General features: G+C 41.6%; 17 protein-coding genes and 1 tRNA gene. 14 read left to right on the forward strand and 4 right to left on the reverse strand.

The features are described from left to right. The first annotated feature begins 307 nt into the window (after positions 1-307). The gene (locus HMPREF2893_RS03160; RefSeq protein ID WP_003006860.1) at positions 308-1,072 is read left to right on the forward strand and encodes a (S)-acetoin forming diacetyl reductase; all 765 of its coding nucleotides are present in this window, start codon (positions 308-310) and stop codon (positions 1,070-1,072) included. A 114-nt stretch (positions 1,073-1,186) separates the two neighbouring features. On the opposite strand, the gene HMPREF2893_RS03165 is transcribed toward HMPREF2893_RS03160, so the two are convergent. From HMPREF2893_RS03165 to HMPREF2893_RS03175, 3 genes are all read right to left on the reverse strand, one after another. After that, positions 1,187-1,429, reverse strand: a complete 243-nt coding sequence (locus tag HMPREF2893_RS03165) for a type B 50S ribosomal protein L31 (protein ID WP_003016441.1) — start codon at positions 1,427-1,429, stop codon at positions 1,187-1,189. Between the two features lie 161 nt (positions 1,430-1,590). After that, positions 1,591-2,175: a lantibiotic ABC transporter permease gene (locus HMPREF2893_RS03170; protein ID WP_070674228.1), complete on the reverse strand. Its 585-nt coding sequence runs from the start codon at positions 2,173-2,175 to the stop codon at positions 1,591-1,593. Positions 2,176-2,271: 96 nt separating this feature from the next. After that, positions 2,272-3,216 carry a DHH family phosphoesterase gene (locus tag HMPREF2893_RS03175; RefSeq protein ID WP_070674232.1) on the reverse strand — a complete coding sequence of 315 codons (945 nt, stop codon included), beginning with the start codon at positions 3,214-3,216 and terminating at the stop codon, positions 2,272-2,274. Between the two features lie 130 nt (positions 3,217-3,346). Between HMPREF2893_RS03175 and HMPREF2893_RS03180 the strand changes: the two genes are divergently transcribed. The 13 genes from HMPREF2893_RS03180 to HMPREF2893_RS03245 all read left to right on the forward strand — a co-directional run bounded on the left by HMPREF2893_RS03180 (position 3,347) and on the right by HMPREF2893_RS03245 (position 12,834). Beyond that, positions 3,347-4,114 carry a DUF3114 domain-containing protein gene (locus tag HMPREF2893_RS03180; RefSeq protein ID WP_372703376.1) on the forward strand — a complete coding sequence of 256 codons (768 nt, stop codon included), beginning with the start codon at positions 3,347-3,349 and terminating at the stop codon, positions 4,112-4,114. A 34-nt stretch (positions 4,115-4,148) separates the two neighbouring features. Continuing rightward, complete coding sequence (locus HMPREF2893_RS03185) at positions 4,149-4,682, forward strand: cobalamin biosynthesis protein CobN (protein ID WP_254742059.1); 534 nt, start codon at positions 4,149-4,151, stop codon at positions 4,680-4,682. Positions 4,683-4,798: 116 nt separating this feature from the next. After that, positions 4,799-5,242, forward strand: a complete 444-nt coding sequence (locus HMPREF2893_RS03190; RefSeq protein WP_003007049.1) for a flavodoxin — start codon at positions 4,799-4,801, stop codon at positions 5,240-5,242. Positions 5,243-5,305: 63 nt separating this feature from the next. Next, positions 5,306-5,578, forward strand: coding sequence for a chorismate mutase (locus HMPREF2893_RS03195; protein ID WP_049523030.1), 273 nt, complete (start codon positions 5,306-5,308; stop codon positions 5,576-5,578). Positions 5,579-5,624: 46 nt separating this feature from the next. Beyond that, a complete protein-coding gene (locus tag HMPREF2893_RS03200) occupies positions 5,625-6,788 on the forward strand; it encodes a chloride channel protein (protein ID WP_186822240.1) in 1,164 nt (387 codons plus the stop codon). Between the two features lie 123 nt (positions 6,789-6,911). Beyond that, positions 6,912-7,259 (forward strand): 50S ribosomal protein L19, encoded by a 348-nt coding sequence (rplS, locus tag HMPREF2893_RS03205; protein WP_003003254.1) that lies wholly within the window; start codon positions 6,912-6,914, stop codon positions 7,257-7,259. Positions 7,260-7,302: 43 nt separating this feature from the next. Next, positions 7,303-7,374, forward strand: a tRNA-Arg gene (locus tag HMPREF2893_RS03210). A gap of 459 nt (positions 7,375-7,833) precedes the next feature. Beyond that, complete coding sequence (locus HMPREF2893_RS03220) at positions 7,834-8,388, forward strand: hypothetical protein (protein ID WP_031575747.1); 555 nt, start codon at positions 7,834-7,836, stop codon at positions 8,386-8,388. A gap of 69 nt (positions 8,389-8,457) precedes the next feature. Continuing rightward, the gene (locus HMPREF2893_RS03225; RefSeq protein ID WP_031575749.1) at positions 8,458-8,880 is read left to right on the forward strand and encodes a hypothetical protein; all 423 of its coding nucleotides are present in this window, start codon (positions 8,458-8,460) and stop codon (positions 8,878-8,880) included. Between the two features lie 174 nt (positions 8,881-9,054). Continuing rightward, positions 9,055-9,768: a DUF6572 domain-containing protein gene (locus HMPREF2893_RS03230; RefSeq protein ID WP_229042370.1), complete on the forward strand. Its 714-nt coding sequence runs from the start codon at positions 9,055-9,057 to the stop codon at positions 9,766-9,768. A gap of 471 nt (positions 9,769-10,239) precedes the next feature. Continuing rightward, entirely contained in the window at positions 10,240-11,208 is a 969-nt protein-coding gene (locus HMPREF2893_RS03235; RefSeq protein ID WP_045759365.1) for a DUF6287 domain-containing protein, read from the forward strand. Positions 11,209-11,376: 168 nt separating this feature from the next. Next, a complete protein-coding gene (locus tag HMPREF2893_RS03240; RefSeq protein ID WP_070674238.1) occupies positions 11,377-11,868 on the forward strand; it encodes a hypothetical protein in 492 nt (163 codons plus the stop codon). Positions 11,869-12,021: 153 nt separating this feature from the next. After that, positions 12,022-12,834, forward strand: coding sequence for a PrsW family glutamic-type intramembrane protease (locus HMPREF2893_RS03245; RefSeq protein ID WP_070674247.1), 813 nt, complete (start codon positions 12,022-12,024; stop codon positions 12,832-12,834). 44 nt (positions 12,835-12,878) lie between these two features. Here the strand turns inward: HMPREF2893_RS03245 and mnmE are convergent, their stop codons facing one another. Beyond that, positions 12,879-14,252, reverse strand: coding sequence for a tRNA uridine-5-carboxymethylaminomethyl(34) synthesis GTPase MnmE (gene mnmE, locus HMPREF2893_RS03250; RefSeq protein ID WP_037607860.1), 1,374 nt, complete (start codon positions 14,250-14,252; stop codon positions 12,879-12,881). Positions 14,253-14,405 lie beyond the last annotated feature (153 nt).

A 14,405-nucleotide genomic window follows, 5' to 3' on the forward strand; every position in this document is an offset into this window, starting at 1 on the left:
AATTGAGAGGCTAGGACTTTTGTCCCAGCCTCATGTAGCTTTTACAGTATAGAACAATTATCCGTTTTGGCTAAAAGCTATATTCTATTTCACGCTTTCGTTCATTTATCACTAAATAAAGATATCATATAAATAAACTATTTTTTTCAAAAAAACAGGCTAGAGTTTGAAATGTTTTTCACAAAAGAGTATACTGTTAGCATAGTTTTGTCGGATATTTATAATAGACCCCATCAAAACTAGTTGTCAACCCTTGCTGTTCTGATAGGAACGTTTGCTGGTATCGTTGATACCAAGGAGGAATCATATGTCTAAAGTAGCTATTGTCACAGGTGCTGGTCAAGGAATCGGTTTTGCAATCGCAAAACGTTTGGTGCAAGATGGCTTCAAGGTCGGAGTATTGGACTACAATGCTGAAACAGCTGAAAAAGCAGTTGCTGAGTTGTCCGCAGAAAATGCTTTTGCGGTCGTTGCTGATGTATCCAAACAAGCAGAAGTAGCTGCAGCTTTCCAAAAAGTTGTTGACCATTTTGGAGATTTGAATGTTGTCGTGAACAATGCAGGTGTTGCGCCAACTACACCACTTGATACAATTACAGAAGAACAATTTACACGTACATTTGCTATTAACGTTGGTGGCGTGATTTGGGGTGCTCAAGCTGCACAAGCTCAATTCAAAGCGCTTGGCCATGGCGGAAAAATCATCAATGCAACTTCACAAGCAGGTGTTGTAGGTAACCCTAACTTGACTGTTTATGGTGGTACTAAATTTGCAGTTCGTGGGATCACACAGACTTTGGCGCGTGACTTGGCGGATTCAGGCATCACTGTCAATGCGTATGCACCAGGTATCGTCAAGACTCCAATGATGTTTGACATTGCCCATGAAGTTGGTAAGAACGCAGGTAAAGATGACGAATGGGGTATGCAAACATTCGCTAAAGATATCACTTTGAAACGTCTTTCTGAACCAGAAGATGTAGCAGCGGCTGTCAGCTTCCTTGCTGGACCTGACTCAAACTACATCACAGGTCAAACCATTATCGTGGATGGTGGTATGCAATTCCATTAAGATGAAAAAAGAGGTTGGGATCAACATCCTAACCTCTTATTTTGTGCGTTCACAATAAAAGAAACGGAGATCAAAAAAACCACTCCCGAAAGGGAAGTGGTTCTGTGTTGGTTCTTATTTGAGACCGTATTTTTTGTTGAAACGATCCACACGTCCATCTGCTTGAGTGAACTTTTGACGTCCAGTGTAGAATGGGTGTGAGTCTGATGAAATTTCAACACGGATCAATGGGTAAGTTTCACCTTCGAATTCAACTGTTTCGCTAGAGTACTTAGTTGAACCGCTGAGGAACTTGTAACCAGTAGTAGTGTCCATGAAGACAACAGGGCGATATTCTGGATGGATATCTTTTTTCATTTTGCAATATTTCCTTTCTGCCATGGTCTCTTTCCGAGCCATAGATTGTTACTAAGCTAGTGTACCAAATTTCCAGGATCTTGACAAGTATTTTCACTAATTTTATTTAAATTAATGGTCAAAAAAATCACCATGGCAGGACCAAGGCGATAATGATCTTATTATTGTTCAGATTGATTTGGATCTTTTGGTGCTTCAACTGGTTGATCAGCTTGTCCCTCAGTGTGTTCGTGTGTTTCTTTTTTGATTTCATTTACAGCAGTTTTTACAGTAGAAGTTGTCACGCGTCCAACAGATTGGGCAAATCCTTTACCAGATTCAGCAAGTTCTTCGAATGTTCCTTTAGTGATTTTACCACCTGACATCGCCAAGAGACCAGTTACAACAATAGCGATAGATGCGATCAAAGCAAGGATCAAACCAAAGCCGATTGAAACCCCATAGCCATTGAAATTAACAGCGTACTTGTTCACACCGAAGACATCGATCAATGTTACAACAGTTGAGAGAGACCCTGATACGATAACACCAATTGCAAAACCTTTTGGTAGTGAAGTTTTTACATCGTTCAAGCAAGCAAGGACAATCGCAACGACTGCGAAGATAATAACAAACCATCCATCTCCGCGAAGGCCATTCCAGCTGTATGAACCAAAGTTTCCAGCATTCAGGCTTGCCCATGGCAAGAAAGAGCTAAGAATCGCCACCGCAGCAGAGATAATAATAAACAAACGATTTTTTTCCATAATAAGTCTCCTTAAAAATTTTATTAGCTTTATTTTACCATAAGAAAGATCAAATGAAAACCCCGTGACCAAGATAAAAAGGCTGAGAAATCGTTCTCAGCCTTCGTTCGTTCGTGCCACTTCTTGTAGCTCTTTGTAGATTTGATCGTTTTCTTCAAGGGAGTAGGAGTTGGCTCCACTCGCTAGTGGATGGCCACCACCATTATGACGTTTGGCAATCTCGTTGATCACTTTTCGTTTGCTACGCATCCGGACACGGAAGTGACCGTCGGCCTGCTCAACAAAGATAGCCCAAACAGATACGGTATCGATGCGTCCAGGAGCTCCGACAATTGCAGCGGTCTCTGAATCACGTAGATCGAATTTCTTCAAGAGCTCTTGTGTTAGGGTCACACGCGCAGCGCCATGTTCATCGATCTCAAGATGGTCATAGACATAGCCTTGAAGCTTAGCTGTCTTAAGGTTGATCGTATCCATCTGACGAGCAAGTGCTGTAAAATCGAAGGGAATGCTGCGAAGGGTTGCAGCGATCTCAAAGGTCCGAGTCGAAGTAGCAGGATAAAGGAAGCGACCAGTATCGCCGACAATCCCAGCATAGAGAAGACGCGCAGCACTCACAGGAAGTTCGAGCTCCAATTCCTTAGCAAAAAGTGCGATTAACTCACTGGTAGAGCTAGACTCAGTATCGACCCAGAGCAGATCGCCATAAGCATCGTCATTTGGGTGGTGGTCGATCTTGATCAGGAAATCACCAGACGTATAGCGCTTGTCATCGATGCGGGGAGTATTGGCCGTATCACAGACAATCACCAAAGCTCTAGCATAGTCCTCGTCCTTGACCTCATCCATCTCAGCAAGCCAAGTCAAGGTCGGTTCATCATAGCCAGTTGCCAAGACCAGCTTTTGAGGGAAGTGCGCACGCAGGAGATCCCGCAAGCCCACCTGGCTACCAATCGCATCCGGATCCGGATTCTGATGACGGTGGATAATAATCGTGTCATAAGCTTGAATCTTTTCAAGAATTTCATTCATTACGTTCATACATTACCTCATTTTCTCTGTCAATTTTAACATAAGAAAGGCCCATCCAGCAAGCATTTATCACTAATTAGAAGCTATGGAAGCGGTTTTACATTGGATAGATATTTTGTTAGAATGAAACCAATAGAACATGTTTTTCTTCCGCTACTATTTGGATCGCCAAGCAATTTACTATATTCGTAATCACTACGAAGGAGCAACTGATTATGAGAAACTGTTAGCATATGGCAAAGAAAATAATATTGAATTTGATTACACAACCGGCTCTAACTACCATAATCGCTTTACTCCTAAAGATGGCTTTAAACGTCCCTATAATATGAAGGTTCAAGTCCCTCAGGGCAATTCAGCTAAAGGAAAAGATTTGAACAATGCGCGGATGGTGGAGTTTATTGTGAATTTAGATACCGGCGAGTTTGAGAGTCAATGGGATGCCTATGACAATCATAAACTAGCAGATGGTCGCTATGATTCTAATCCAGGAAAATATTCTAATGAAGAATTAAGAGAAATCGCCAATACGGAGTCCTTTAACTATGGTCCCTCAACAGGTCAAAATTCAGATGTTACTAAGTTTTACGAAGGTAAACATGGAATGCTCGATGTGGATGGTACTCCTGAACCAGCTACTCGAGTTAGAGCTAAAGAGTTATTCCGTTATGAAAAAGATTTGGGCAAAAAAGATGAAAAGACAGGAAATGTAAGTCAATTTGCGGATATAGCAAGGAAAGGAAATCAAGATTATGAAGCATGGCAACGAAATACAAAAGGAATGTCAGAAGAAGAAAAAGTGGAAGAGTATAATAAATTTAAGAAATCTCTTAATGGCAGTGCTGATAATAATACTGGCTATTATGACTATACTCAAAGTCAATTCTATCCGAAAGACCACCAGTAGTGCGTATGATATTTTACAGAAACAGAGATTTGTTTTGGTACAAGATAAAAATGACTGGGGAAAAGAGTGGAGTACTGGAGTAGGATTTGATTTAAAAGATAAGGAATTGTACAATTCGTATTTTGCAGTTATTAAGAGGAATAAATTATATGGTGGTTATGGAAATTATGGAACTAAAGAAATGTACCAACGTTCTTTTAACAGAGAAATATCATCCATTTTAGTTAATCTGAAAATTTCACCAGATGAAATCAAAAAGAATAATTATCAAATTACACGCTCACCAGATTCTTTAGTAAATAAAGAATTATTGAAAGAGGAATATCCGCCAGAATTTGAAGGTAGATATTCTATCAAGGATAGTCAGTTTTCCAAAGTTCGTATCACCTACAACAAAGAATTCTTACCCACTAAAATCGAATGGTACTATAAGGGTGAAGAAGGGCTAAAATGGTACACTTGGCGCACCTATTCGTATCCCTTCAAAAATAAGTCTGATTTTGATAAGAGATTGGATGAAGAAATCGAAACTATTAAAGCAATTCAAGAAGAAAACGAGGGTGATTAGGTTGAATCGGTCCAAATTCTTGAAACGTGTCCCTTCTTTCACCTTATCGGGAAAGGTTTCGTGCAAAATGCTTGAAAAAGTGGTATAATACGGGAAATAGCTTTTGGGAGGAAATTATGACTGTAGCGAAGATTGTTTTTGCTAGTATGACTGGAAATACAGAAGAAATTGCTGATATCGTAGCGGACAAATTCCGTGATCTTGGTGTCGAAGTAGATGTGGATGAGTGTACAACTGTGGATGCGGAGGACTTCCTTGATGCGGATATCGCAGTAGTAGCGACTTATACATACGGCGATGGAGAGCTTCCAGATGAGATCCAAGATTTCTACGAAGATTTGGCTGGCCTTGATCTCAAAGGCAAACTTTACGGTGTTGTAGGATCAGGTGATACCTTCTACGATGAATTCTGTAAAGCAGTTGATGATTTCGACCGTTGCTTCGCTGCGACTGGTGCTGAAAAAGGTTCTGAGTGTGTCAAAGTTGATTTGTCTGCAGAAGACGAAGACATTGAAAAATTAGAAGCCTTTGCAGAAGAACTTGTAGCAAAAGCAAATTAATGACAAAGAGGCTGGATCGATGGATTAAAGCCTCGATTTATATCCAAAATAAAGAGGAGACACATGGATTTAGATCAGATTCGTAAGGACATTGACCAGATCGATCAAGAGCTTGTAGCCTTGCTGGAAAGACGGATGGTCTGTGTCGGTCAGATTGTAGAATATAAGGAGCAGCAGGGCTTGCCAGTGCTCGATCAAGGAAGGGAGAGAGAAGTGCTTGAGAAAGTCGGCTCTCTCGTGACGGATGAGCAGTATCGTGCGACTATTCAAGCTCAGTTTCAAGATATGATGAAGCGCTCGAGAGATTACCAAGAGGAGGTGAGGGTGCGTGACTAGTCTATCGATCAAGCAAAAAGCACAACAGTATGTGGTCCTAACAGGTATGGCTCTTTTCATTGGACTCTTGGTTGGTGCCATTGACATGATTTTTGGTCAAGGTCTTCTTCTGATTGGAGATTTCCGAAGTCAGCATTGGCCCTTGATTCTTTTTCTAGCCATAGCGGGTCTTGTCATCGTTTATCTTTATAAACGTTTTGGTGGCAAGGCTTCAAAAGGGATGGGCCTCATCTTTGATGTTGGACACGCGCGTGAGGAAAAAATCCCCTTGGTCTTGGTGCCTTTGATTATGCTGACGACCTGGATGAGCCATCTCTTTGGTGGTTCGGTCGGTCGGGAAGGTGTAGCAGTCCAGATCGGTGCGACCCTTTCGCATCGTTTTGCCCGTCATATTAAGATTCCAGATGCTTCGCGTATTTTTCTCATGACCGGGATGGCAGCTGGTTTTGCGGGGCTCTTTCAGACGCCACTCGCAGCAACCTTCTTTGCCCTTGAAGTCTTGACAGTTGGGGAGTTGCAGTTGATGGCTCTCTATCCAGCGCTCATTGCCTCAATCGTGGCTAGCTTCACCTCTCATGCCCTTGGCTTGGAGAAATTTGCTGTGCCACTAAGAGAAACGCTGAGCTGGACACCAGAGACCTTGATTAAAGTCGCCCTTCTTGGACTGGCTTTTGGCCTCGCTGGGAAACTCTTTGCTGTTAGCCTTTCCTGGTTGAAGAAAACCGTCGCTCAAGTCTTGCCTAATCCTTATATCCGGATTGCCCTTATAGGGGCTGGACTCAGCTTGGTCCTCTTGACCCTCCAGCTGACCAAGGTCGGCACTTATAGTGGACTTGGAACCAATCTGATTGATGTAGCTTTTCATCAGGGGAGTGCCCAGAGTTATGACTGGATCTTGAAGCTCCTCTTTACCGTAGTGACCATCTCTGCTGGATACCAAGGGGGAGAAGTGACCCCGCTCTTTGCGATCGGAGCTACGCTTGGAGTCTTCCTTGCTCCTATGCTAGGTCTTCCAGTCTTAGTCGTGGCTGCTATCGGATATGCCAGTGTCTTTGGCAGTGCGACGACGACCTTGCTCGCACCGATCTTGATCGGAGGAGAAGTCTTTGGCTATGCCAACCTGCCATTCTTTGTCATTGCTTGCGCCATCGCCTATTGCCTACCAAAAGAGTGGAGCATTTATTCCGGACAAAAAGTTGCGAAAAAGTAGAGAAAAGAGCTTTACAAACCTGAAATTATCTGATATGATAGTTTCTGTGCGTAATGGAAGCACAAAAATACAGTTTATCCGCTGAGGGAGGTCCCTCAAGATTGACGAAGATAGGAGAATAAAATGAATCCATTAATCCAAAGCTTGACTGAAGGTCAACTTCGTACTGATATCCCTGCATTCCGTCCTGGTGACACTGTTCGTGTACACGCGAAAGTTGTCGAAGGATCTCGTGAACGTATCCAGATCTTTGAAGGCGTTGTTATCGCTCGTAAAGGTCAAGGACACACTGAAATGTACACTGTTCGTAAAATCTCTAACGGTGTCGGTGTTGAACGTACATTCCCAGTACACACTCCACGTGTAGAAAAGATTGAAGTTGTACGTTACGGTAAAGTACGTCGTGCGAAATTGTACTACCTTCGTGCATTGCAAGGTAAAGCAGCTCGTATTAAAGAAATCCGTCGTTAAGACGAACAAGGAGGCGGGAGTGATCTCGCTTCTTTTTTTATCGGTCCCCTTAGTTCAATGGATATAACAACTCCCTCCTAAGGAGTAGTTGCTGGTTCGATTCCGGCAGGGGACATAAATAGAAAAGAACACTGAATCTTCAGTGTTTTTTTGTTGGTTTATGCAAGGATGGTTCTTGGGGAAAGTTCTTGTATGGTATAATAGTGGAAAACGTAACATTGTCTTTTAAGGTAATTCTATCATGTTGGAATACCAAATTAAGAAGATTATGAGTGCTCTGCAAGTTTAGTCTAAAAGGGATATAAGAAAAGGAAGGAAAATGAAAATTTCTAGTCCAAGGTCTATCATCACTTTTGATTATGAAAATGGTAATGTTTTAAAAGCAAAAGGGAGAATTGTTGATTGATGGAAGTTTTACTGTATATAGGTCAAGTATACAGAATTGTGAGGCATCATTCAACCACATTCGTATCACACAGAACGAGATTGATAAACTTGTCGAGGAAGTGCAGTCCATGATGACTGAGCAAACAATGCATCTCGAATTTATCTGAGTTAGAGTAGGAGAAGGATGATGAAAATCGATTACGGTGAACGGATGGTCATATGGGAGTGGGATGGTTGTGTAATAAAGATAGAACAACCAGATATCATTCATGCGGAATATAATAAAGATGAGAACATTGTTATCGTCTATAGTGGAGAAAACTTTGTAAGCAAAATCATTTTCTACTTTAGTTTAGAAGGAAAATTGTTAGGGCAACAAAATATACTAGAAGGAACCCTAGATTGGAATCATAATGGGAAGCATCAGATTAGTTTTCATCATTTACATTATCTTCGCTTTAGCCCTAAATATCAGCGAATCTTCAGTATATTTCGCTCATCCAGCGATTTTGACGTTCCATCAGAACTAGAGGTTTATAATTTAGAAGGTGAGAAAATCGACCAAATTGAATCTCCTGCAGGATTTACTATGCTATATATTTCTGAGATAAGTAAGAAGAAACTGGGAATTGTATGCGAGGCTCTTAAAGAGGATTGTTTTGATAAATCTGGTCGAAGAGATTTCTATTTTAATTTGGAGTTAGAAACTAGAAAATGGGTAAAAGATGGCATCGCCTATTGAGGAAGAGAAAAAGAAGCCTGATTTTATGATATTCTGGTTGAGAAAATAACTTGCACTAGGAGAATACAAATGAAACCAACAAAACTAGAATGGGAAGATGTTACCAAGTTTGAAGAGGTAAAAGGATACGGTCAGCATATATGGAGAGATGAGGACAAGTATTATTTGGTTTTAGAAGAAGGAACCGTAGTTTCTTGGTTAGTTGTCTATGAATTACCAAATGAGCTGTTTGCCTTATTAGATAGTGGGGAAAGAACGCTAAGCGAAGTATCTTGGAAGATTAAACACGATTCTTGGCCACCGTCAGAAGAAGAAAAGAACGAAATTAGAAAAGATAGAGCTAGAAAAAAGCCAATTGTGCTGATTTCTAACCGTAAAAATCAGTTGCTTTTTAGTAACAAAGAACTTGAAATACTTATTCCCAAAGCGGAACAACAATGGATAGAATCAATGGGTAAACTTCCAGATGATTATGTATCACCATTGAAATAGACAAAAAGAAATAGTATGACAACAGAAATTCAACAATACAAAAATTGTACGATATTAAAAAACAAGAATGATTATCAGATCCTGTGGAGTAGAGGGAAAGAAGTGCTTAACTTTCCCATTAGCCAAAAATTAGCAGAACGTGTTTCAAAATCAGAAAAAGATGCTTTAGAAGTAATGTTTTATTGTGAACATCATCGTTGGCCAAAGGCAGATGAGTTAGATGATTATAATCATTCCAATACGATTGTACATAGAGGCGATGGATTTGTTGTATATGAAACAGATGGTTATTACGAAATTAGCTTCTTTAAAGAAGTTGGAGGAGCTATGGGCCCAGAAGTATGCTATCCCATTACTAAGGAACTAATGGATAAAGCATTTCAATCTTCTAGGGAAGCATATGAGGTGATGATTTATGCCGAAACAGGGCACTGGCCCTTAAGTAAGCAAGATGATATTGATAGAAACTATATACGTAATCATCCTGAAACTATGCTACCAAATATAGAAGATCAACGTGAGTTGTTTGATGTTGAAGAGTTTAAAGCTCTTGTAAAAAAAACTATTGTTTCAGAACTAGAACCTAGCGAACTTGACGCTATTGGTATAGTTGATAATCATTTAGAGCTTCTTCTGGTGGATTCAGTCGGCTGGCAGGAAGAGATAGAAGCAGTCCATCTGGAAATTCTGCAAGAAAAACTCAATAACTATATCTACTTCCTCGAAAGCAAGCAATATGTGGATAGATATGGCGATAGCTTTGATAAAAAAGTCATTCATATCACCTTCCAATGTTCTCCATCGGATAATGGACTATCCTTTCTCACCGCTGTTCAGAAAGTATTGCAACCGACAGATATGAGCTTGAAGGTAGAATTACCGGAGTAAAGAACAACTAAGAAGAATAAAATTAATCAATTTATGAGGGATAAATAATATTAAAGCGAAGGTCAGTCAAAAAATAAGATGGCTAAAAAGTAGACCAAAAGTAGACCAAAAGTAGACCAAAATTTTCTAAAAGCCTATTTTATATTTCGGCAGGGGACAGAGATAGAAAAGAAAACACTGGCAGTTGAACTGCATCCCAAAAGTTAGATTTTTTCTGTCTAACTTTTGGGGTGTAGTTCACTTATGACAGAGTGTTGACGTTTTAGAGCTTTGTTGTTTCGAACAGTCCCAAAACAAGAAAAACAAAAAAATGATGGTCTAGGAGCTCGATACATTGAGCTTCTTTTTCTTGAGAAATTCAAATCATAATTTTACAGACTTTTAGGTCATTAATTGATTCTCCCCTCCGCTTTTTCTTTGACTCTCCTTTCTTATTTTTCTAAAATAGTAGGTGTGTGAAGGGAGATTGATATGAAAAAAGGTTTGGTAATTGTGCTTTCTGCTTTGGTCTTGGCTTCGTGTGGTCGTCCTCAGAGGACGGTGTCGCCTAAGAGTTCGGATACCAAGCAGACCAGCACTTCGGAAAAGAAACAGTCTGGTATGGATTTGAAAGCCATCAAGGCTAAGGACTACTCGAGTATCAAGGGGACTTGGATCGATGGTCGTGGCAATGAGCTGATCTTTGATGATAAGGGCTTGGTCAGCGAGGATGTCGAGCTTGATGCATCGAGCTTTAAGCAGAAGGACCAGATCGCTGAGATGACGGTTAGTGCCAAGTCGGGTGTTGGAGGCTACGGTCTCTTGCTCCTTCCAAAAGGTCAGAAAGCGGGCAAAGACGATGCTTCGGATAAGTCCAAGGATCGGATCTGGGCTGGTCAGTCACCGGCTTATGGTGATGATGATAATTACTACTATCGCAAGAAAGAGCAACCGAAAGATCGGGAGCAAGCAGATACAGACGATAGCAGTAGTACGACAAAGACCAGTAAGGCCAAGAAGTGGAATACTCGATCGGATGGTGAGGTCAAGTCTTCGAAGAAGGCGGATAAGAATGATTATCCAGGCTACACCGATGCTCAGGTCGAAGCTGCGCGTGTCTGGGCTTATGTGATCAAGTCTGTACCGACAGAATTGAGTATTAATGAAAAGAGTGCTGGTACAAAAATTTACTTTGGTGGGCTAGGAGTTGACTATCCTAAAGATGTTCGTCAGTTGTTTACACCAATTTCTGCAGAAGGCCATGTGACTTATGCATCCAATGGTGATGGAACAGTCACGATCTATCCTGTACCGAGCCACTGGCAACAGTCTGCGGATGAACTCAATAGTGAAGAGTTTATGACGCAATTTACCCAAGGGATCTTGGACCATGCTGAAACGGTGACATTGCCAGACGGGGATCCAGACATGATTCGTCAGATTCTTGCAGTACTGAAGTAAGAGAGATTATGGTAGAATAATATTAGATAAAATTTTTTAAACTATTAAAGATCTAATGACCTATTAGGTTATAAGATTAAAGGTTTGGTATATCTTTTACAGGAAGCTTATGCAATTTTGGTCAATTACAGGTCGTTTTCTACTTGTAAAATTAAAAGGAGGCAATCTATGAAAAAAACTATGTTTGCAACAATGACCATTCTCTCGCTATTTCTGTCATCGTGCGCGCAAAAAGAAGTGAAGAATGAAGACAAAAAAGAGCAGTCTACTGAACAGAGTGTAAAAGATTCTACAAAGGAAAGTAAAGAATCAGTGGTCAAAGGAATGAATCAAGCCCCTACCTCATTGGTTGGAAATGAAAAACCTAATGTAGTATTTGCTTATATGCTTCAAAATCAAATCAATGGCGAAATTGAGATGGGGAAAGTGTATTATAATGAAGAATATCTGGTCCTTGTCTTATCTGCATCAGAAAATATGCTATCTTTAGCAAATATAAATCCAAAAGATTATTGTAAGACGCTTTTTGATTTAAAAGAAGAGATAGTAAAGCAATACAATGCAACTCAAAACAAACCGAGCAGTATAAAACTTAAAATATATGATAAAGACGAGAAGCTCTTGGCAACGGAGGAAAATGGAGCGTTGGTGATTAAGTAACTAAATTTAGTCAACCATTTGTCGCCATCTACGTTTTACATTCTTCTCACGAATCCACATTTATTGTTTTTTTAAGCTGATCCTGTTACAATGATAGTACTCGGAAAAGACTGGGCTTCCAGCCTTTTTCATTTCACTTTAGAAAGGTCTTTTATGAAACGCAAATCGATTTTGTTTCTCTATTTACTCTTGCTAGCGATCGGCCTAGCCTATGAGACCCAGTCACTGACAGAAGGCTGGATGTCTGGTAGTCAGTACGGGATTGTGGGACTTTCTACCCTGATCCTTTTGGTTTATGCACTTCCTGCTGTTTGGGCTCTCTTTCATTTTGCTAAGAAGTGGAAGTTGTCATGGGTACCGGTGCTCTTTTCTCTACTAGGTGGAGGCTTTGTTGCCGGTTGGTTGTCTAGCTTTGCCAATACCTATTTCCATGACATGATTCAAGCGATCGCTCCAAATAGCGACTTTTGGAACCAGTACGAGAGTGCCATCGCTGCGCCACTCTTTGAGGAACCCTTTAAGTTGATTCCAATCTTCTTTGTCCTCTATTTGTTCAGTGTCCGTCGCATCAAGTCGATCTTCCTCTTGGCGATTGCCTCAGGTCTTGGTTTCCAGATCGTGGAGGATTTTGCCTATATCCGTCAGGATCTGCCGGAAGGTTTCTCTTACACGGTGTCAGGGATTCTCGGTCGTGTGGCCAATGCGCCCATGTCTCACTGGGTCTACACAGGACTTGTGATGCTGGGGCTCTTCCTAATTGTCCAAGCAAGCAGAGGACGCAAGGATCTACGTCTAGCAGGCTGGGGATACTTAGTAGCTGGGTTTGGACTCCATTTTGTTGGCAATTCACCCTTCTCACAAATTGTGACCGAGTTGCCGATTGCGATTCCAGTCTTGAATGCTACTGGGCTCTTCTTGATCTACCAAGCTTATCAAACCGTCGAGCGATTAGAACAAGGAAAATAAAAACAAAAAAAGAATGCGTATGTTTGCACACATACGCATTTTTGTTATTTACCAAGACAGAACTGGCTGAAGAGTTGGGTAATGAGCTCATCTGGAGCAGCATCCCCTGTGATTTCTCCGAGGATTTCCCAGGTGCGGGTGAGGTCGACTTGGAGCAGGTCGACCGGCATACCGAGAGCCAAGCCTTCGTTGACCGCTTGCAAACTTTCAACAGCTTTCTCGATGAGGGAGATGTGACGGGCATTAGAAAGATACGTCGCATCTTGCTCAACCAGCCCAGCATTTTCGAAGAAGAGGGCGTTGATCCGGTCTTCGATTTGATCGATGTTTTGATTTTTCAGAACGGAAATCTTGATATGATCTTCCGGCAGTTGGTCGATTTCGATCTTCTCTGGGAGGTCAACCTTGTTGAGGAGAATGATGCGGTTGCTGTCTTGAGAGATTTCAAGGAGTTGGCGATCTTGATCGGTCAGGGGTTCACTAGCATTGAGAACCAGAAGAACCAAATCAGCTTCCTTGAGGGCTTTTTTCGACCGTTCGACACCGATTTGCTCAACGATGTCTTCGGTTTCCCGGATACCAGCCGTATCGACTAGTTTGAGGGGAACGCCGTTGATGTTGACGTATTCCTCGATAACGTCACGTGTGGTTCCTTCGATATCGGTCACGATAGCTTTTTCTTCGCGAAGGAGATTATTGAGGAGGCTGGACTTGCCGACGTTTGGACGACCGATGATAGCAGTAGAGATCCCTTCACGCAAGATCTTGCCACGACGGGCAGTCTTGAGGAGGTTGGTCAAAAGAGCTTCAAACTCACTGGTCTTTTCACGGATGATCTCAGTGGTTGCTTCTTCGACATCATCGTACTCAGGATAGTCGATATTGACTTCGACCTGGGCCAGAGTATTGAGGATCTCTTGGCGCGTGTTGTTGATGAGGTCAGACAAGGAACCGTCCAACTGTTTGACTGCAATATTCATAGCCTTGTCGGTCTTGGCGCGGATAATGTCCATGACAGCTTCAGCTTGGGTTAAATCGACCCGACCGTTCAGAAAGGCCCGCTTGGTAAATTCCCCAGGTTCTGCCAGACGAGCGCCTTCACGGATCACCAATTGCAGGATTTCATTGGTCACTGCAATCCCGCCGTGGGTATTGATCTCGATAATGTCCTCGCGGGTGAAGGTCTTCGGCGAGCGCATAGCCCCCACCATGACTTCGTCGAGAATCTCGTCCTTATCTGGATCCACGATATGACCGTAGTTGAGCGTGTGACTAGCCACCTTGCTTAAATCTTTCCCTTTGAAGATCTTTTGCGCAATGGCAAAGCTGTCTGTCCCGCTCAAGCGGACGATTCCGATCGCCCCCTCACCGAGAGGAGTCGAGATGGCAGCGATGGTATCAAATTCTTTAGTAATCATGTCAATTCTCTTTTCCTGTAGATTCATCTCTATTCTATCGTAAAGTAAGCAGACGGGCAAGGTTTTGCTTTTAGAACTAAAAGTTGGAAAGGTTTTCAATTAATTAGTGAAATCTCTTACAGAATATGCTATACTGTAAGAGAATATAAAAGG

The organism is Streptococcus sp. HMSC072C09 (assembly GCF_001813105.1).
In the GTDB taxonomy this organism is placed as follows: domain Bacteria; phylum Bacillota; class Bacilli; order Lactobacillales; family Streptococcaceae; genus Streptococcus.